Raw genomic sequence first — 19,480 nt, forward strand, 5'->3', positions numbered from 1 at the left:
TAATATGAAATGAATCGGTCAACTCCAGACAATCTCCAATTTTAGACTGGACAGACTACTTAGGAGTAACATGACATTAGGAGAACTTTTTGATTTTTGTCAGGATATTGAATTGCGGCAAGCGAAACTGTATGCCTCCCTTTCGCTCCGTTTGGGAGATGTGGATGAACGAATCGCACGATTTTGGGAACAGATGAGCACGGAAGAGTGGCAACACTATATCCTCGTGGATTTTGGGAGAGCTTTGTGTGTTAATGCCTTCGGGATTGATTCGCCTGTGCCCGAGTTGTCGGATGTTCCAGTTCGGCAAATTACAGACGCACTGGATGCACACGAACAAAGAGTCAGTAGCGGAAACATCTCGCTCGATGAAGCCTTTGGGATAGCGATTGCAATTGAGGGAAGCGAAGCGGATACGATCTATATGCACCTCCTCTCTATTATGAGAAGGGCAATTGAGCAGGGCAATCAACCGTATCTGATGGACCGAGTTGTGCAGGTGGAGAAGGATATGGTAGCCCACGTGAGCGGGTTAGTTAAGGCGACACAACGGTTCGCAAAGGATCCTACACTGATTCGACAGGCGCATCGTTTAGAAGCAGAACACGGCTAAACTGTGGGATTTGTAGCGCAAACTGTTAGTTTGCGTTCTTATTGACAGGCGCATCGTTTAGAAGTAGAGCACGGGTAAACTGTGGGATTGTAGCGCAAACTGTTAGTTTGCGTTCTTAACGGAAACCCAATCTGAATGAAGTAGGGGCAGGTCTTGTACCTGCCCGCAATTACTACGAGTGTTGTGCATTGCACAGGAGATTTCCTGCCTGTGCACAAGCGACCTGTTCAAGCTGCAACGTGGTATGGCTAATGCCGAAATGTGTTTGCAATTCAGCATTGATCTGTTCAAGAATCCGGTCGGGTGCTAAGGTTGTGTTTTCGTCGACCACAATGTGTGCGCTCAAGGCACAATAGTTGGAACACAGCGACCAGATGTGTAGGTCGTGAACGTCTTTGACAGGGTCTAATCCCTGAAGATGCGTAGCAACAGTCTGTGCGTCCGCATTCCGAGGTGAGTTTTCAAGCAAGATATGTACCGCCTCCCGCGTCACATTCACCGCACCGAGAAGTATGATCCCACCTATGAGGAAACTCAGCAGCGCATCAATCGGGTACCATCCTGTCCAATAGATAATCGCGCCGCCAACGACAACAGCGACCGAGGAGAGCGTATCCCCTATCACATGGAGCATCGCGCTTCGGACATTGAGGTTTCCGTGCCACTCATTGTTACTGCCACCGTGGAGCTGCCATAAGATGAGTAGATTCCCAACAAAACCGAGGCATGCCACAATAAACATCCCGGTTACTTTTATCTCCGTTGGCGATGTGTACCGTTGATAGGCTTCATAGAAAATCCAGCATGAGATTGCAATAAGGGATACGCCGTTGACAAGGGCGGCGAACACCTCGGCGCGATGATACCCATAAGTTCGGGAGGCAGTCGCAGGACGAGTCGAGAGATAAATCGCCAACCAACTGATGAGCAGCGAAAAAACGTCCGACATGACATGCATTGCATCGCTTAGCAGTGCTAAACTGCCTGACCAGATACCTCCGATAAGTTCACCGAGGAAGACGCAGAACGTGACAACAACAGCAAACTTGAATTTCTTCTGAAGATGCGTCTGATGGCTATGCGCGTGTCCATCGCCATGAGGGTGGTGATGGTCATGACTGTGATTGTGCACAGCGTCTCCCTTGAGGTGTGTTCGTTTAATCCGAATCAGTAGATTTAGTCTTTGATTCGCTACTCGTATCGGTTTTCGTTTCTTTCTTCTCGCCTTTGTCCGATGAAGTACTTTTGTCTGATGGTTCGCTTTTATCTTTCTTCGCTGATTCTTTGTACCCTTCACTCCGGTAGTCCGTGATGTAGAAACCGGAGCCTTTGAAAATCAACCCAGCACCTGCGCCGATGAGCCGTTTCACTTTACCGTGGCATTCTGGGCACTCTTCAAGGGGTGGGGCAGTAATGCCCTGAAACCGCTCGAATTGATTATCGCAGGCGAGACATTTATACTCGTATGTAGGCATATAAAACTATCCTCCATTTCTGACGTATTCTGCAAACAGGTATTTCTATAGGAGCGAGCTCCAGCTCGCGACTCTTATCGACTTCTGACTGCTGATAGCCGACTGCTAACAGCCATTGAAAAAGTTTGTTGCTAAAAACCAGATATTTTGGTAAATTTTAATCGTTACGTCCGCAAAAGTCAAGCGAATTTTTTGGAATCGGAGTTTTTTATGTTTCGCCTTCCTATTGATGTAGAGAGCTTTCCGCTCGGTAAGGGACCCATGGTCATGTTGGTCCTTTTTCTTGTATCTACCCTTTTTATCTTCGGACGTTCCGAAGAAACGGGTGAGAATCTGGAATTTTGGATTTTCGCCAATACCCACTACGAGGAGTACCAAGCACGCGTGCCGATTTTTGAGGCGCAGAACCCAGGGGTCAACGTGCAGCTTATCAATTTCGGCAACACAATGCACGATAAACTCCTCGCTGCGATGCTCTCGAATTTCGGAGCACCCGATCTCGTTGAGGTCGAGATTACATCTATTGGTCGTTTTCTCAAAGGTGCAATTGACGAGGTCGGTTTCGTCGATCTCCGCCCCCGTTTGGAAAGCGAAGGTTGGATGGAGAAATTGGTCGTCAGTCGTTTTACGCCGTGGTCCTATCGAGGAAAGATTTTCGGAATCCCACACGATTTGCATCCTGTTGTGCTTCTCTATCGCGATGACCTCTTTAAAGCCGCAGGTGTTGAGATGACTGAGGTCGAAACGTGGGACGACTTTATCGTCGCTGGGAAAAAAGCGACTCGCGATCTTGATGGCGATGGTGAAATCGATCAATACGCTATTGTCCTGGACCGGCGCACGGAGAGTGACTATTTCAGCCTGCTCCTCCAACAAGGCGGGGGCTTTTTTGATGAAGAAGGCAACGTCATTATTGACAGTGAACTCGCAATTGAAACCTTAGAGTTTTTCACATCGCTTTTCAACGAACATGAAATCGCCACGCCAGTCTACGGGACATGGCACGGCGACCCCAGCAATTTTGCTGCCATGCAAGACGGTAAAATCCTCTCTATTCTCTCACCCGATTGGTACGTCGGGATTCTCAAGAGTCAAGTGCCCCAGATGTCAGGCAAATGGAAGGCGATACCCATGCCAGCGTGGCATCCAGGGGGCAGACGGACGACGACACGTGGGGGCACGATGATCGGGATGACCACGCAGTGCACAAATCCTGACAAAGCTTGGGAACTCCTCAAATTTACCTATTTTGACCGACCCGGACTCGTGAACCGGTATGAAACAACACGAATTATACCGCCCCTCAAATCCGCATGGGATGCACCTATCTTTAAAGAACCTGACCCCTATTTGGGAGGACAACCGCTTGGAGACTTATTTATCGAACTTGCACCCGATTTACCGCCACGTTACCAGAATCCCTACTGGTCGGAGGGAGCTGACCTGTTGAACGATGCTATTTTCGCCGCGGTAACAGAGAAGCAGACTCCCAGAGAAGCACTCACGGACCTTGCCGAGAAAGTCCGCGCACTTATTGCAAAAGACCAAGGACGCTGGGGGGAATTATAATTTTCTCAAGCAGCATCGGACGATGAGACCCTCGGCCAAGGTCTGTAGCATTGCAACAACGGCAGCAATGCGAATTTGAAAGATAACGCTGCACACTATAGAGTTCCTGACAACTCGCTTGCGATAATTAAAAAAATGAGAACAAAACAGACAACATACCGTTTTTGGAATCAACAACAGAAAATCGCACCTTACCTTTTCATTGCACCATTTTATATACTCTTCGTTGTCTTTATGGGGTATCCACTCATTTCGTCGCTCGTGATGAGTCTCTATGAGATGCGCGGGTTCCAAAGTCGGATATTCGTCGGGATCGGGAACTTCATAGATCTCTTCGGCGATCCAATCTTCTGGAAATCCCTCCGAAATACCGCCTATTTTGCCGCAGGCACGTTGACCCTCCAACTGCCGATAGCACTCTTGTTAGCAATCCTGCTCAACTCCAAATTCGTCAGAGGGAAAAACATTCTCAGGCTTGCCTTCTTTGCACCCGTGTTGGTTGCGGGTGTTTTCGTCGCTATCATTTTTAACCTCGTCTACGACCAGCGGGCAGGCTTAGTAAACCAAGAATTCGTTTTCCTTGGTAAGGAGATTGGTTGGTTGAACGAAGAAAATTACGTGATGCCAGCGGTCATTCTAACCGGTGTTTGGCAGTGGGCAGGCTTTAACATGATTTATTTTTTGGCGGGTTTACAAGGCATCCGACAGGAACTCTACGAAGCCGCAGCTGTTGACGGTGCGAATTGGTGGCAGGCGTTTCTACACGTTACACTTCCTTCCTTGCGACCTGTGATTGCTTTCGTTTTTGTTGTATCGATGATAGGGTCGCTCCAGCTCTTTGATCTCCCCTATATTTTGACAAACGGTGGTGAACCCGCTGATGCCGGTTCAACGATCGTCATGTATCTCTACAAAAACGGGTTTCAGTTCATGCGTCTCGGCTATGCAGCAACAATCGGCTGGGTGCTCTTTTTCATTATTGCTGTCATCTCAATCGTCCAATTAAAATTGCTCGGCATTTTCCGAGATGAATAGTAGTAGGCACACGCCGTTGTGCCGTCAACTGTAGAAAGGAAAGACTTTGCAGATACTTCCCGCAATTGATCTTCGTGGTGGAAAATGTGTAAACCTCGTTCAGGGCATTGCGACACAAGAGACCGTCTTCTCAGACGCGCCTGTAGAAATGGCACTGCAGTGGCAGTCGGAAGGCGCGGAGTACCTCCACCTCGTAGATTTAGATGGCGCATTTCAGAACGAATCGATGAACCTCAACATCGTTAGCGAGATTGTCGCCGCACTTGAGATTCCTGTCCAACTCGGCGGCGGTATCCGTAGCATGGAACGCTTAGATACCGTGTTAGCATTGGGAGTCGATCGCGCCATTTTGGGCACAGTTGCCCTCAAACAACCCGACTTCGTGAAGCAGGCCTGCGCGAAATATGGTGCCCGTATCGCTGTCGGTATTGATGCAAAGGACGGGATGGTCGCGACTGAGGGGTGGTTGGAGGTCTCTGAAAAATCCGCCGTTGAATTTGCGCAGGAGATGGCAGAGGTGCAGACGCTTATTTACACCGACATCAAGAGCGACGGCATGCTCAAGGGACCGAATGTCGAGGCAACCGCAGATATTATCAATGCCGTTTCCGCAAACGTGATTGCTTCGGGCGGTGTCACATCACTTGCTGACATAGCGGCTTTAAAAGGTATTGGTGCAAACGGTGCGATTGTCGGACGTGCTTTATACACCGGCGACCTCGCGCTCAGTGATGCTATCGCTGCTGCGAGTTAAAAGGCGGATTTTTTACAAGGGCTTGCCGTTTCCGAACAAAATCTGCTTCATGCCCCGCGGTAGGTGAGGTTTCCAACCTCACCGGTCTGTTCTATAATTGTCTGAAACGGTTTACCTTGACATCGTAGACCTTTGGCGTTTATAATTACCTTAGGAGTTAATGACTAAAATGGCAAACTATGAACTTGATGAAATTCACAAAATCCGCCGAGAGATATCAGCTCGGTTCGACCACGACGTGGACAAACTGATTGCACATTATCACGCATTAGAGGAAGAATACCGGAAGTCAGGCAAATACAAATTCGTGGATCCACCGTCAGAGAAACCGAAGGAAAGAGGAAGATATAATGAAGCTTTCAAAAAAGCGACTTTCTGAAATTGAGAACCTTCCTGAGGACACAATTGATACATCAGACATCCCCGAACTTGATGATGACTTCTGGAAAAATGCCCAGCGGATTGTCCCCGAAAATTATCTTGCGATTGAACACGAAATCTTGGAATGGTTCAAGGAACAGGAACAAGATTACCACGATCAGATAAATACGGTGCTTCGGGCGTATATGGAGGCACATAGATAAATCAACGCATGGTTTGCTTTACCGGGACACGTAAATCTTTGGAGGTTACAATTATTGCATAACGAAACACAAAATCGTGTCTATATTGAAACGACAATTCCGAGTTTTTACTACACGTTGCGCACAGATATTGAATCACTTGCTAGGCAAAGTTGGACCCGGAAATGGTGGTCGGAATACGCGGATCAATTCACCCTTGTCTCAAGTGCTGCTGTTATTGAGGAGCTCCGCAAAGGGATAGGTGAAAAAACGCAAGAGCGTATCGACTTGGTAGAGAATCTTGAAATACTGACAGTTACTACTGAGGTTAATCAAGTCGCAGAAATCTACATAGACCGGTTAATAATGCCTCGAGGTCTGTTCGGGGACGCACATCATGTAGCACTTGCTTCGTGTTACAATGTAGATGTGCTTTTAACATGGAATTGTAAACATATCGCGAATCTTGATAAAACTTATCGTATCCGGCAGGTAAATCGTGAACTTGGTTTACCAACGCCGGAATTGGCGACACCTCTAAACTATTTTGGAGTTGATGACTAAAATGGCTAACTATGAACTTGACGAAATTCACAGAATTCGAAGGGAAATCTCTAAAAAATTCAATCACGATGCCAGAAAACTGGGCGAATACTACCGCGAGTTAGATAAAAAATACCGGAAGTCTGGAAAGTATAAATTCGTAGATCCGCCACCAGAAAAGCCTAAAAAAGTAGCGAAATCGACGAATGAAGAGGCTGCAGATTGACTAAAATATTTCTGTACACGCTGAGATTTTGTCAGGAATTAGGTCGGAGAAACCCCAACCCGGTAGGCACGGTTTCCTAACCGTGCCAATCACAATGTCCAAGTAATTCTAACGTTTCTTATAAACCCAAACGAACCTAAGATGTCGAAACTTTTAAAAGGCTTGAATTCTTCGCAACGAGAAGCTGTTACACACGGAACAGGCCCTCTTCTAATTATTGCAGGGCCTGGTTCAGGTAAGACGCGAACGGTTGTTCATTCTATTGCTTATGCTATAGAAAACAGAGTACAACCAGACCAGATTTTGGCATTTAGTTTTACTGTAAAAGCCAGCGAGGAATTGCGAGATCGGGTGAAAGAAATTGTAGGGGAAAAGAAAGGAAAACTCGTTAATATATCTACATTCCACAGTTTCTGTCGAAACGTCTTGAAGGAGGATATTGATAGACTCGGTAGAGGTTACACACCGAATTTTAAAGCCTTAGAGGAGAAAGATCAGAGAAAAATTGTTGAAAATTTAACGCGTATTAACAAACGACAGGTACGCGCCGAGGTTGACTATATACAATTTCATAGATTTCCTAAAGCTGAAAATGTTCTTAATTTTATTAAAAAGTGTAAAGCGAGAGAAATTTTTCCATCAGATGCTGGAAATCAAGTCCCCGATCCTGATAATTCGGAAGCCTATATAAAAATTTATGAAAGTTATGAGCAGCTTCTTAGGACTAACGGCTGGATTGATTACGAGAGTCAGCAAGTTTTTACTGATAAACTTCTTAGAGAGGTTCCGGATATTAGGGGAAAATGGCAGAATAAGTTCGGACTAATTTTTGTTGACGAATACCAAGACACAGATCCAACGCAGTATCGGATCATCAAAAACCTTGCTCAGAAGCATTTGAATTTGCGTGTTGTCGGTGACGATGACCAAGGAATTTACGGGTGGCGAGGTGCTGACATCCAGAATATATTAAACTTTGAGAGAGACTACCCTAATGCTAAGGTAATTTCGCTTGAACAAAATTATCGTTCAACGCAAAGGATAATTGAAACCTCTCGAGCTTTGGCGGAATTTAATCCAGAGCGTCGAGAGAAAGAACTATTCACACGGAATTCTGAGGGAGAGAAGGTAAAATACCTCCATTGTATAACCGATGAAGAAGAAGCTTCTACTATTGCCACTTTCATCCATGAGACTGTTGATGGAGGTAGTCAATTACCAAGCGATTTTGCTGTGTTATACCGCACCAATAAACAAGCAGACCCTTTTAAAAAGGCTTTCAATGACTTAGGAATTCGGTATCATGTACTCGATGATTCCATCAGTACGGACACAATCGGTGTGTCTCTGATGACGATCCATAAATCTAAGGGCTTAGAATTTCCGAATGTATTTGTTACGGGAATATGTCAGGATTTGTTACCACATTATCACAATCGTGACGAAAAGAACTGGGATGAGGAACTGCGGTTACTTTATGTAGCAATGACTCGCGCGAAAAATTGGTTATGCCTCTCTTCCTATGAGAGAGACGATCAGTATCCACGCGGAAGCTCTCCATTTTTAGAGTATATTCCTTCTCATCTTCTTGAATCCGTAGATACGCTTGAAAACATTCCTATCCTACCGATTCCAGAAGACTCCGAAGGAGCAACCGAATATCTTGAACCATTGCCTGAGAAACTACTTGGGAATGGTATGACTGTCCTGGGGGTAGACCCAGGTAATATCGGTGCTAAAACGACAAATGTAGGATGGTCTATTACGCAAAAGTCGTTTGATGGTTATACCGTTGTTGACTATGGCACCCTAAACCCACTCGGACAAGCGAATGACAAATCAGAAAAAATTAAACGGAAAATTGACGCACTGATAACCTTACGCTCTCCTGATGCAATTGCAGTTGAACAGATTGAAGTCGGAAAGGACGCAACAAAAGAAGATTGGTTCTTTTATGTCGCTGGATGTGTCGCAACCATAAGAAGTATTGCCCATCAGCACGGAGTTGAATGTCAACTCTATACGCCCCAGCAAGTCAAGTATATTGCTACGAGTAAGAGAAACGCATCTAAACAGGAAGTCCAAAAAGGAGTCATGCGAATATGTAACCTCCAACAAATGCCAGAACCTCACCATTCCGCTGATGCAATCGCGGCAAGCCTGTGTTACCTCAGAAACTACCTGAACTCTTCACGCTTTGAAGGCAATAAGCGAAAACAGGAATCCTATGAAGCAGGCTGCGATTACTTGAATAATGGGCAATATAACGCAGCGGCTTCCAAGTTCCAAGAAGCGATAAACATAGATCCTGTTTACACCGACGCACATTGTGGACTGGGACGGGTGTACATTGGACAGGGGGACTTAGAAGCAGCGGAGAATACGGCTAAAAAATCCTTAACGCTTGCGGAAAATAATCATACAAATTCGCAGAATCTTTTGAAGTCTATAAAGTGTTACCACTCTGGTTGCAATTCCTTGAACAATAGCGGATGGAACATAGCAATTGGCAAATTTCAGGAATCTATAAACTTAGAACCCATTTTTACCGAAGCACATTGTGGACTTAGTAAGGCATACCTGGAGGTAGGTAAGCTGGAAGCCGCTAAAGGTGCAGCCGAAGAAGCTTTAAGACTCAGGGACGAATATCCAGAGGCCTTGACGCTTTTGAAGCTTGTAAAGATGAGATATTACTACAACGGCAAGAAGTGCTTTAACCGTGAAAACTACGATCAAGCGATTTTAGAATTTCAAAGGGCCATAGAAATTGACTCAAAGTTTATAGGGGCGCATCTTTTCCTTGGCAAGACTTACTTTCAACTCGGAAATCTTGAAGAAGCAGAAAAAGAAACCGAAAAGGCTCTGGCGGTTAACCGAGACTATGAACATGCTAAGGAACTGTTAGAAAAAATAAAGCAAAAGCACAAAGAGCAAGGTGATGACTATCGGAAGCAGAAAGCGTACGACAAAGCACTGAAATCCTACCAGCACGCCATACGCATTGACGATAAATATAAGGAAGCCTATCACAATCTTGGCATCCTTTATCGGGTTATGAAAGAATACGACAAAGCGATACAGGCTTATGAGAAAGCGATAGAGATTGATAAATGGAGTCACGTGACTTATAGGGATCTTAGTTTCGTTTACCGTAAAATAGGTGATCCTGATAAGGCAGTAGACTTACTAAAACGTGCAATTGCAATTAAGCCGGATTACCAAAGAGCATATCATAATCTCGCTGATACTTACTTTCAAATGAAAAACCTACAAGATGCAAGCAAAAACGTGTTAAAGGCTTTAGAGTTGCCTGGCAACCATTCGGATACTCACAAACTTTCAAAGAAAATACGAGATGCTTACTTAGATCAGGGACAGGATAGCTTTAACCGGGATGATATCGATGCAGCAGAAATTTCTGCTAAAGCGGCTTTAGAACTTGATCATAACAATCAAATTGCTCACAAACTTTTGGATGATATAAAGGAAAAGTACTATAAAGATGCTTTGACTTATCTTAAACAGGGCAAATGGAAATCTGTAGAGAAGTTCGCGAAAAAAGCATTGAGAATCGAATTGAGCGGGAGAAGGGTGAAACAATTCGCCCGTCGAGTCGCAAAACGTATCGGGATATAAGGATACAATGCGGCTTTCAAAAACACGGCTTTCTGAAATTGAGAATCTTCCTGAGGACACAATTGATACATCAGACATCCCCTAACTTGATGATGACTTTTGGAAAAATGCCCAGCGGATTGTCCCTGAAAATTATCTTCAGATTGAACGTGAGGCTTGGAATGGTTCAAGGGACAGGGACAAGATTACCACGCACGAATAAATACGGTGCTTCGAGCGTATATGGAATCACATAGATGAACACACACTCCAATTACGACCTCATCGTTATCGGCGGGGGACCCGCTGGCAGCACCGTTGCAACGCTTGTTGCTGAACACGGACACCGCGCCCTACTCCTTGAACGCGAAGCCGAACCGAAATTCAAGATCGGGGAGTCGCTAATTCCCGCGACCTACTGGACTTTCAAACGACTCGGTATGCTCGAAAAACTACGGACAAGCCACTTTCCGCAGAAATACAGCGTCCAATTCTATTCACGTACCGGCAAAGCCTCCAGTCCGTTCTACTTCTTTCAAACCAACCCGCATGAGAGTGCAGTCACGTGGCAGGTGTTGCGGAGCGAGTTTGACGAGATGCTCTTAGACAACGCGAAGGAAAAAGGCGTAGAAGTGCAACGGGGAACCCGCGTACGAGAGGTGCTTTTCGACGGAGACTCAGCCACCGGTGTTGTCGTCCAAGATGCAAATGGCACCTGTGAAACCCTGGGTGCAACCGTCATCGCCGACTCTACCGGACAGCGGTCGCTGATTGGACGGCAGCTAAACCTGAATACAGTCGAACCCAATCTCAAAATGGCATCTCTCTTCACACACTATGAGGGTGGGCATAGAGACGAAGGCATCGACGAAGGCGCGACGCTCATCCTACACACGGAGGAGAAAGACTCGTGGTTCTGGTCGATCCCGTTGCCTTATAATCGCACAAGCATCGGTGTTGTCGGTGAACTCGATTACCTCCTCCAGAGCCGAAGAAATGCCAACGGTAGACTTGATACGCAGCAGATTTTCACAGAAGAACTTGAGAAATGTCCTGCATTGAAGAGCCGACTTGAAGGGGCAAAGCAGCTTTTTCCGATCCAAACCACTAAAGATTTTTCCTACCGTGCCAGCCGTATCGCAGGCAATAATTGGGTGTTGGTAGGCGATGCGTTTGGGTTCTTAGATCCCGTCTACTCCACGGGGCTGTTTCTGGCACTCAAGTCCGGTGAGATGGCAGCGGATGCTATCATTGAAGCCTTTGAGAAAGATGATTTTTCCGAGGCACAACTCAGGAGTTTTGGACCGACGTTTGTAGATGGGATGGAGGCATTTCGGAAACTCGTCTACGCTTTTTACACAAAAGAATTTAGTTTTGCGCGGTTCCTGTCCCAATACCCAGAGCATCAGGGAGGCATCGTCGATATTTTGAGTGGCGATGTGTTTAGAAAAGATGTAACCCACATCTTTCCTGCGATGGCAGAGATGTGTCCATTGCCCCCTGAAGTGCCGCTCGGTTAATCAGAATATGCCCCATATCCATGACCCAAGTTGCCAGTTTGTAGCACAAACTTTAGTTTGTGCAGCTGCATCCGCAAACTGAAGTTTGCGATACGATGTTTCACGAATAATCAACATTTCCTGATTACAAACAATATCTATCTGTCTAAAATTTTGCAGATAGCAATTTGGGTTATCCATAGGAGAAACTCATGAAACCAGTCGTGTACTATCTATCAATTATCTGTGCTATTTTTGCTTTCGGATGCGATAATGCCTCAAAACAAGATACCACCCAGAGTCAGAAAACCGATACAGCTGAATTAGTGAACGACAGTTCCTCAAAACGCCGCTACATCAGTGTCGGCACGGCGCCAGCAGGTGGCGCGTTTTTCGTCGTCGGTTCTGCAATTGCTGAGGTCGTCGCTGGTAACGCACCAGACACAGGTTGGGAAGTCACTGCCGAAGCCACCAAAGGCACGCAAGAGAACATCCGCCGCATCGTGAGCAGTGAATTAGAATTCGCACTCGCCAACGCTGCAATCTCCTATTTTGCGGTGCGCGGTGAAGGGGCGTGGGAGACCGAACACGCCATCCGTAGCGTTATGACACTTGCTCCCAATGTCGGTTTATTTCTTACACCACAATCTTCCGATATCCGTAAAATTCAGGACTTCGCCGGAAAACGGATCGTTGTTGGACCCGCAGGCGCAGGTTTTGAGTATTTCCTCAGACCAATATTAGCGGCACACGGTGTCACGTACGATGATTTCACACCCATCAACAGCACTTACATCGGCGCGGTGGATCTGTTAGCGGACGGATCGGCTGCCGCTGCGTTCATCGGTGGTGCTGTCCCGACACCCGCTGCCACGCAAGCCAGCACGTCTCAAGACATCTTCTTCATTCCGTTCGACGCAGCAGCGAAACAGGCCCTCTTTGCAGATTACCCTTTCTTTAACGCTATAACCATCCCAGCGAATACCTACAAAGGACAGACAGAACCGTTTGCGAGTATGAACGTCGGAGCGATGCACCTTATCACTGCCGAGGGCGCCGATGAAAACATGGTCTACGCGTTCACGAAGACCTTGTATACACACCGTGCAGAAGTCGTCAAACGGCACGGTGCTGGAAAAGCCATCAATCCGAAAAATGTCGTTAAAGACACAGGAATCGCTTTCCATCCGGGTGCTATTCGTTTCTATCAAGAAATCGGTATCTGGCAAGAATAATCGTTGTCTTTGTTAAGATTATTTAACGAAAGTTAAAAAACACTTGACTTTAACGCGCTTTTTGGGTATAATAAATTGTAGGTAATACTTAATAAGGAGAAATGGAAATGGAATTAACTTTTGAAAAAGGTAACCTCTTGTATTCCCTACAGGTGCTACAAGGCGTGGCAAGTGGACACAGCACCTTACCGATTCTCTCGAATGTCCTTATCCAAGCCGCAGACGAAAAAATTGCGTGTGTCGCTACAGATTTAGAGATTGGTATCAAAATCAGAGTGGAAGGTGGAATCCAAGAAGAAGGCGCAATCACTGTCTCAGCGAGAAAATTGGCAGATGTCGTCAAAGAATTACCGGAAGATAAAACAATACACTTGGCAACTACAGCAAATAACCGGGTTGAAATTACTTGTGGCGATGGCGTTTACACAATTATTGGACTCCCTGACGAAGAATTTCCACAATTACCTTCGATTGATGGAGAATCCTTGACAATTGAAGGCGATACCCTCCGGGCACTGCTCCGCAAAACCGAATTCGCTGCAGCCACAGAGGAAGTTCGTTATTTCCTCAACGGCCTCTATTTTAATTTCCTCGCAGACAGAACCGAAGTGGTTGCTACCGATTCGAGATGGCTCGCGCTCGCACACTGTGACCCACTCAAGACCCCTGGGAATAATGATGGGTTTATCCTACCCCTGAAAGCCGTTAAAGAGATCGCGCGAACCTTTGCGGATGCTTCTGAGGTGACGCTCTCGCTTTTTGAAAATCAGATTCTTTTTGCTGATGAGAACGCTACCTTAACGACACGGCTTGTTGAGGGCGATTATCCGAAGTATGAGAAACTCATTCCAAACGAAACAACCGGTAGAGCAGTTATCTCCAAAGACGATATTTTACCGGCTGTTCGACGGGTCGCGTTGCTGTCGAATCCGAAGAACTACTCAATCACTTTGGATATAGAGACAGAGCAGATTACGATTTATGCGAAGACCCCGGAATTAGGTGAGGCACGTGAGACGATTTCTGTGCAATCTTGCACCGCAACTGCCCGGTTCGCGATTGATGCACGTCTGCTCATAGACATTTTAGCGCACATCGAAACGGAGTCGCTCGCTATAGAGTTCACGGGTGAATTCGCACCTGTGGTCATTAGACCCGTCGGAGACGAAGGACATATCTGTCTCGTGATGCCGATGCGTCTGGAATCCTAAGGGGATACTTTATCGGGTGAGACGGGAAACTTAACCTCTACACGTGCTATTCTGTAGTGTTAAATCTCTTCCCGATTGCTGACCGTTAAAACGGTAGGCGAGGTTTTTAACCTCGCCGGTCTGCCGTGTATCAGCAATGGCAAATTTCCCTATAAATGTCCATAGCATTTTTTTCAAAAAACTTGACAACCTTGTTGTTTTATGGTATTATTATATAGCCCAATGCCGAGATAGCTCAGTCGGTAGAGCAGAGGACTGAAAATCCTTGTGTCGGCAGTTCGATTCTGCCTCTCGGCATCTTTTTTTAATCGCAATAATTTGCTAAGCCGGTGTAGCTCAGTGGAAGAGCAACTGATTCGTAATCAGTAGGTCGGAGGTTCAAATCCTCTCATCGGCTTTTCATTTTTCTTACTATTCCTCCGACTCCATTTCAGCGGCAACATCCTCTTCCAGTGATTTGACATTCGCTAAGACAGTCGGGTGTGGCTCAATTTCATACACTTTCCGATATATCTCCAGTGCAGCCGCCTTATCACCAAGGAAACTGGCATAAATTTCACCCATCCGTTCCAACGCTCGCACCTCTTGTGGATCGAGCTCTACAATCCGTTCGTAGACGCGAAGTGCATTTCCATACTGACGCGTTTCAAAATCTTCACGTTCGAGCGCAGTCGCCCGGGCGAAGAGCAGACGAACCAGATCGTCAACCACTTCGTTCATTTCTGGATATTTTTCATGTGCTTCTTCCAGCAAGCGAATCGCCTCTGATTCGAGGCGGTTGACCTCAGCCAAGTCTGCATCGGTAAATTCCCGATCAAGAAATTGGTAATCTTGAAGCATTCTTGCGTATGTTCTGGACAATTGAAGCCGCGCGAGGATACCGATAGGTGCTTTTTCAGAGGAAATCACCCGCAACTCTGGATCGTTTTCGATGGCTTTACTGTAGTATTCAGCAGCGGATTTATATTGCTTGCTCCCTTGATAGAGAACCCCGAGGAGATAGTGTGCTTCAGCGTGGTGCGGATCTTGTTTGAGGACGGCAAGAAATTCTTCAGTTGCTTCGCTGAGGAAGCCTTCATCTCGGAACAGTTTGCCACGTAGAAGACGAACACCACTATGTTCAGGTTGAATGCGTGCAGCGTGTTCCAGGCGTGCCTTGGCATCTTTCAGCCAATTGCTGTGCGAATAGATTTCCGAGATACGAAGGTTGGCGTGTAGGCGGACCTCCGCACTCGACTGGGATGTGCCGTTTATTGAAATACGCTGGTCATCTCCACTTGCCTCTAATGCTCGCAATCCTTGCCAATAAAAAAGCGCAGCATCCGCGAGGTCTTGTTTCTCGAAAAGCACGTCTGCCTTCTCAATGAAGCCACCAATCTGTGTGGCAGTGGGGGCTTCGGATTCAGCACTCCCTCGCCGGATGTAGAGTGCCGCAATCACAATAAAACCGATGACTGCCAGCACTTCCGCATAAAAGAGCCAACTCCGTAGCGAGAATAAAGATTTTGTATTGAATGGCATGTTAATTCCTCTATCTTCTATAACACTTTGTTCTCAAGGTCGTTAAGAATCCTGAGCATCTCCTCTGGACCGACGAAGCCTGTGAATCGTTTGAGCACCCTACCTTCAGCATCCATGAAGATAACGACTGGTAATCCAGGAATTTCATATTTTTCCGTCAATGCTTCAGTGGTTTCAGAACTACGAGTGAAATCGAGTTTGATGTTAACATAGTTGGCAAGTTTTGCAGCGACCGCAGGATCTGCATAAGTCTTGTGATCGAGTTCTTTACAAGCGGCACACCAAGACGCATAAAAATCGAGCATTACCAATTTGTCTTCACGTTTAGCCATTTCAAGCCCTTCGGTTTCATCATAAACCCAATCCAGATGTGGTCCAGCAGGTTCTTGAATACCACCAACAAACATATAGACCCCAAGAATAGCCAGTAAAAGACCGCACGTCTTTTGGAATTGCATGCGTCGGGAGATACCGCTGAAACGTTGCGTCAGCTTACTAAGCCACAATCCAATAAGTAGTAAGCCACCGGCAACGGCGAAGAATGGCAGTGAATTCTGGAGGAAGTCCTGCAACGGTGGAAATACATCTTTGAGGAAGTAGAGTGCCATTGTAATAATAGCGATGCCGAAGATATTTTCCAGTACATACATCCATCCGCCTGACCGTGGCAACGCAGAGAGCAGCCCAGAAAAAGTGCCTATACCAATAAAGAGGAGTCCCATTCCGAGAGCGTAAGTGAACATAAGCCAGAAGCCAAGGAACAGGCTGCCTGTTGTCGCGATATAGGTTAGCACGACTGCTAACGCCGGTCCCGTACAAGGCGCAGCAATCACGCCAGCGACTGTTCCCATGGCGAACGCGCCAGCAAACCCAGTGCCACCAACGGTATTAAGCCGATTCTGAACGGCGTAGGGCAACCGTATTTCAAAAACACCGAACATAGAGAGTCCCAGAGAAACCAAAATTAGGCTAATAAATCCGACGACCCACGGGTTTGCCATTATCTGACCGAAGACAGCACCTGTTGACGCAACGGCAACCCCTAAAATTGAGTAGGTAACGACAATGCCGAGCACATATACAACGGAGAGCAAGAAAGATTTGAAAAGTCCAGCGGATTCATTGGCACCGAAGACGGAGACGGTAATCGGTATGAGCGGATAGACGCACGGGGTCAAACTTGTCAGGATACCTCCCGCAAACACGAGCAGAAATGCGAGCCATACCTGTCCCCCGGAGAGCGCACGAGCAAGCGTTCCATCGTCGCTACCTGAACTCGGTGCTGCACCGAATTCAATATTGTTGAAAATCGCTGTATTCATCCGTTGGATTGTCTCTGCTATACTGACAATTTCAATCGGGACGGTGAAAGCGAGCGTTTCTGGTAATAGACACTGATCGTCGTTACACGCCTGATAACGGAGCTGCAGATCCAGCGTCATCGGTTCAATCGGAGCATTTTGACTTAAATCGGCTTGGATACCGATGGTGATGGTATCGTGATAAACGGGTGCTTCCCCAATTGAATCAATTTTTAGCACTTCACCTATCGGGTATACGACTTCCCCGAAAGTGAGATGGGGTGTATCTGGTAAAAGAATCTCAGTGTCAATAAGCCCTTCACCCGCCGGATTGGCGTTGACATGCCAACCTTCGGCAATCTCTACGACGACAGCGATTTGGAACTGACTGCCCGGTTGTACTTTGTCAACCGACAAGTATCCGCTCGCGGTCAGCTTTTCTACAGGCGGCTTCTCAACAAGTCCGAAGTCGGCGAGTTGTGCTTGTGCGTACGTCGGAAAAGTTATCGCACCCAGTATCAGCAAGGTCCAGAATACAGACTTATGAAGTATAGGATTTTTCAGCATACGTTAAGGTTCCTTTATTACCGTGGCTCAAGTACAACACAAGGAAGAATCATCTCTTCAAGCGAAATGCCCCCATGTTGAAAACTACCGTGGAAGAGTTCTTTGTAGACATTGAACTGTTTTTCATAAACGAAATAGTAGTCCTCTTTCGCGATGACATAGCTTCTCCCCTCCTCATTACCCGGTAAACGATAGGTTTCTGGGTCTGTGATGAGATATCCAGCATCGGAGTCATAGGTAATATGTTTTCCTTCTTTAAACCGCAATCCGGTCGTTAAAGGCGTTTGGCTTGAAATTTTCGATGCATTTTGACAGAGTAGGGAACCGTGGTCAGATGTTAGGACAACGGTTATACCGCGATCAACTGCCATTCTGAATATTTTGTAGAGCCAAGAATGCTGAAACCACGTCTGAGCAAGGGCTCGGAACGCTGCTTCGTCTGGGATGAGCTGCCGGAGTAAATCCGCCTCATACCTTGTGTGGGTCAACATATCCAGAAAATCAACAACGATCGCTTCCAAACTAATCCGGTCCGTGACATTTAGCCACTGTAAATATTGGGTTTCCCCTTGTGTGTCAAAAATCTTGAAATAGTGCAACGGCGGCTTGAGCGCGATACCGTGTCGTTCAAATTGTAAGCGTATCAGTTCTTTTTCGTGCCGGTTAATACTCGTTTGTGCTTTATCCGGTTCTGCGTATAAGTGTGGATACCGTTTAGCCAACTCAAGCGGGAACAGCCCACTAAAAATAGCGTTTCTGGCATAACGGGTAGCTGTTGGTAAGATGGAATAGTAGTAATGCGTTGTTATGTCGAACATTGGATGCAGCAGTGGCTCAATCTTCAACCAATGGTCCAACCGCATACAGTCCATAACCACAAACAACACCTGTTTGCCAGCCTGAATTTCCGGAATGACATATTTATAGACGACATCCACTGATAAAGTCGGCGACGCTTGATTCGCAAGCCAATTGCTGTAGTTGTCTTGAATGTAATTGGCAAATGCGGCGTTTGCCTCCTGCTTTCGTATGGCGTGGATGGCTTTGAGTTCATCTACACTATGGAGCGTGTCAAGCTGGAGATCCCACTTAAGGAGGTTGATGTAAGTATTGATCCAACTTTGCCAACCGTTGGTGAAATTGTGTTCTTGGGCACCTCCGTCCGGAATGTATCCGCTATTAAAGTTTTGAACGTATGCTTGTGGTATGTACAATTCGCGCACTATCTGTTTTTCAATTAGAAAAACGAGGGACGCTGCTAATTGTTTACATAATACCTTTTGGCAAGCCTCGTCTGGTGGGTTGGCAGGCATTATGAAGATGTTGGTAACATCGTAAAGGCTCGCTTCCTGTCTTATTTCTTCACCATCTTTGCGGGTTAGGAGTAGAATTGGGATGTGGGTATCTAAGTTCCGGATATGCGCGAGTAGGTTTTCTTTTCGCGCCGGTCCATCATAATTCAATAAGACGGCATCATACCGCTGGTCTTTGAGTGCTTTAATGCCATGTGTAGCACTGTTTGCTACAGACACATCGTACCCTTGGGACTCCAAAAAGGAAACATAAGGTTTGGGTGTTACGTATATTTGCTTTTCAGAATACCGATCTTCGATCTCGGTATTTGCTTGCCGAACATCGGAAACCTCGTTATCAATCCACAAGATCCTCCCTCTTTTTTCTGTCATATTATGTCTCCCCTCTTTGCAATATAGATTTGCAAATTATGTCGTACGGCGTTGTACATCTTGAGGCA

General features: G+C 46.3%; 18 protein-coding genes and 2 tRNA genes. 15 read left to right on the forward strand and 5 right to left on the reverse strand.

The window, feature by feature from the left end; translation table 11 throughout:
• The first annotated feature begins 70 nt into the window (after nt 1-70).
• Nucleotides 71-613, forward strand: a complete 543-nt coding sequence (locus OXN25_18435; GenBank protein MDE0426834.1) for a hypothetical protein — start codon at nt 71-73, stop codon at nt 611-613.
• 172 nt (nt 614-785) lie between these two features.
• Here OXN25_18435 and OXN25_18440 read toward each other — a convergent pair whose 3' ends face one another.
• Together OXN25_18440 and OXN25_18445 are read right to left on the reverse strand one after the other, a co-directional pair.
• Nucleotides 786-1,745: a cation diffusion facilitator family transporter gene (locus tag OXN25_18440; GenBank protein ID MDE0426835.1), complete on the reverse strand. Its 960-nt coding sequence runs from the start codon at nt 1,743-1,745 to the stop codon at nt 786-788.
• A gap of 25 nt (nt 1,746-1,770) precedes the next feature.
• Nucleotides 1,771-2,088 carry a zinc ribbon domain-containing protein gene (locus OXN25_18445; protein ID MDE0426836.1) on the reverse strand — a complete coding sequence of 106 codons (318 nt, stop codon included), beginning with the start codon at nt 2,086-2,088 and terminating at the stop codon, nt 1,771-1,773.
• Nucleotides 2,089-2,298: 210 nt separating this feature from the next.
• Between OXN25_18445 and OXN25_18450 the strand changes: the two genes are divergently transcribed.
• From OXN25_18450 to OXN25_18515, 14 genes are all read left to right on the forward strand, one after another.
• On the forward strand, nt 2,299-3,657 hold the full coding sequence (locus tag OXN25_18450; protein MDE0426837.1) for a sugar ABC transporter substrate-binding protein: 1,359 nt from the start codon (nt 2,299-2,301) through the stop codon (nt 3,655-3,657).
• Nucleotides 3,658-3,792: 135 nt separating this feature from the next.
• Nucleotides 3,793-4,692 (forward strand): sugar ABC transporter permease, encoded by a 900-nt coding sequence (locus OXN25_18455; protein ID MDE0426838.1) that lies wholly within the window; start codon nt 3,793-3,795, stop codon nt 4,690-4,692.
• Nucleotides 4,693-4,738: 46 nt separating this feature from the next.
• Nucleotides 4,739-5,446: a 1-(5-phosphoribosyl)-5-[(5-phosphoribosylamino)methylideneamino]imidazole-4-carboxamide isomerase gene (gene hisA / locus OXN25_18460; protein ID MDE0426839.1), complete on the forward strand. Its 708-nt coding sequence runs from the start codon at nt 4,739-4,741 to the stop codon at nt 5,444-5,446.
• A gap of 169 nt (nt 5,447-5,615) precedes the next feature.
• Nucleotides 5,616-5,825: a hypothetical protein gene (locus OXN25_18465; GenBank protein ID MDE0426840.1), complete on the forward strand. Its 210-nt coding sequence runs from the start codon at nt 5,616-5,618 to the stop codon at nt 5,823-5,825.
• A complete protein-coding gene (locus OXN25_18470; protein ID MDE0426841.1) occupies nt 5,797-6,030 on the forward strand; it encodes a 3-oxoacyl-ACP synthase in 234 nt (77 codons plus the stop codon). Before OXN25_18465 ends, OXN25_18470 begins: the two co-directional genes overlap by 29 nt.
• Before the next feature lie 54 nt (nt 6,031-6,084).
• Nucleotides 6,085-6,573, forward strand: a complete 489-nt coding sequence (locus OXN25_18475; GenBank protein MDE0426842.1) for a type II toxin-antitoxin system VapC family toxin — start codon at nt 6,085-6,087, stop codon at nt 6,571-6,573.
• Nucleotide 6,574: 1 nt separating this feature from the next.
• Complete coding sequence (locus OXN25_18480) at nt 6,575-6,778, forward strand: hypothetical protein (protein ID MDE0426843.1); 204 nt, start codon at nt 6,575-6,577, stop codon at nt 6,776-6,778.
• A gap of 141 nt (nt 6,779-6,919) precedes the next feature.
• Entirely contained in the window at nt 6,920-10,414 is a 3,495-nt protein-coding gene (locus OXN25_18485) for a crossover junction endodeoxyribonuclease RuvC (protein MDE0426844.1), read from the forward strand.
• A gap of 156 nt (nt 10,415-10,570) precedes the next feature.
• Entirely contained in the window at nt 10,571-10,654 is an 84-nt protein-coding gene (locus OXN25_18490) for a BrnA antitoxin family protein (protein ID MDE0426845.1), read from the forward strand.
• A complete protein-coding gene (locus tag OXN25_18495) occupies nt 10,651-11,913 on the forward strand; it encodes an NAD(P)/FAD-dependent oxidoreductase (protein ID MDE0426846.1) in 1,263 nt (420 codons plus the stop codon). The genes OXN25_18490 and OXN25_18495 overlap by 4 nt, the downstream gene beginning before the upstream one ends.
• A 191-nt stretch (nt 11,914-12,104) precedes the next feature.
• Complete coding sequence (locus OXN25_18500) at nt 12,105-13,127, forward strand: TAXI family TRAP transporter solute-binding subunit (GenBank protein MDE0426847.1); 1,023 nt, start codon at nt 12,105-12,107, stop codon at nt 13,125-13,127.
• 107 nt (nt 13,128-13,234) lie between these two features.
• Complete coding sequence (dnaN, locus tag OXN25_18505) at nt 13,235-14,338, forward strand: DNA polymerase III subunit beta (GenBank protein MDE0426848.1); 1,104 nt, start codon at nt 13,235-13,237, stop codon at nt 14,336-14,338.
• Between the two features lie 224 nt (nt 14,339-14,562).
• Nucleotides 14,563-14,635, forward strand: a tRNA-Phe gene (locus OXN25_18510).
• 28 nt (nt 14,636-14,663) lie between these two features.
• Nucleotides 14,664-14,735 (forward strand) — tRNA-Thr (locus OXN25_18515).
• Nucleotides 14,736-14,749: 14 nt separating this feature from the next.
• Here the strand turns inward: OXN25_18515 and OXN25_18520 are convergent.
• The 3 genes from OXN25_18520 to OXN25_18530 are packed head-to-tail and all read right to left on the reverse strand — an operon-like array spanning nt 14,750 to nt 19,412.
• The gene (locus tag OXN25_18520; protein ID MDE0426849.1) at nt 14,750-15,859 is read right to left on the reverse strand and encodes a tetratricopeptide repeat protein; all 1,110 of its coding nucleotides are present in this window, start codon (nt 15,857-15,859) and stop codon (nt 14,750-14,752) included.
• A 17-nt stretch (nt 15,860-15,876) separates the two neighbouring features.
• A complete protein-coding gene (locus OXN25_18525) occupies nt 15,877-17,727 on the reverse strand; it encodes a protein-disulfide reductase DsbD family protein (GenBank protein MDE0426850.1) in 1,851 nt (616 codons plus the stop codon).
• A 17-nt stretch (nt 17,728-17,744) separates the two neighbouring features.
• Complete coding sequence (locus OXN25_18530) at nt 17,745-19,412, reverse strand: bifunctional response regulator/alkaline phosphatase family protein (GenBank protein MDE0426851.1); 1,668 nt, start codon at nt 19,410-19,412, stop codon at nt 17,745-17,747.
• Between the last annotated feature and the right edge of the window lie 68 nt (nt 19,413-19,480).

The sequence above is a fragment of the Candidatus Poribacteria bacterium genome (assembly GCA_028820845.1).
Lineage (GTDB): Bacteria > Poribacteria > WGA-4E > WGA-4E > WGA-3G > WGA-3G.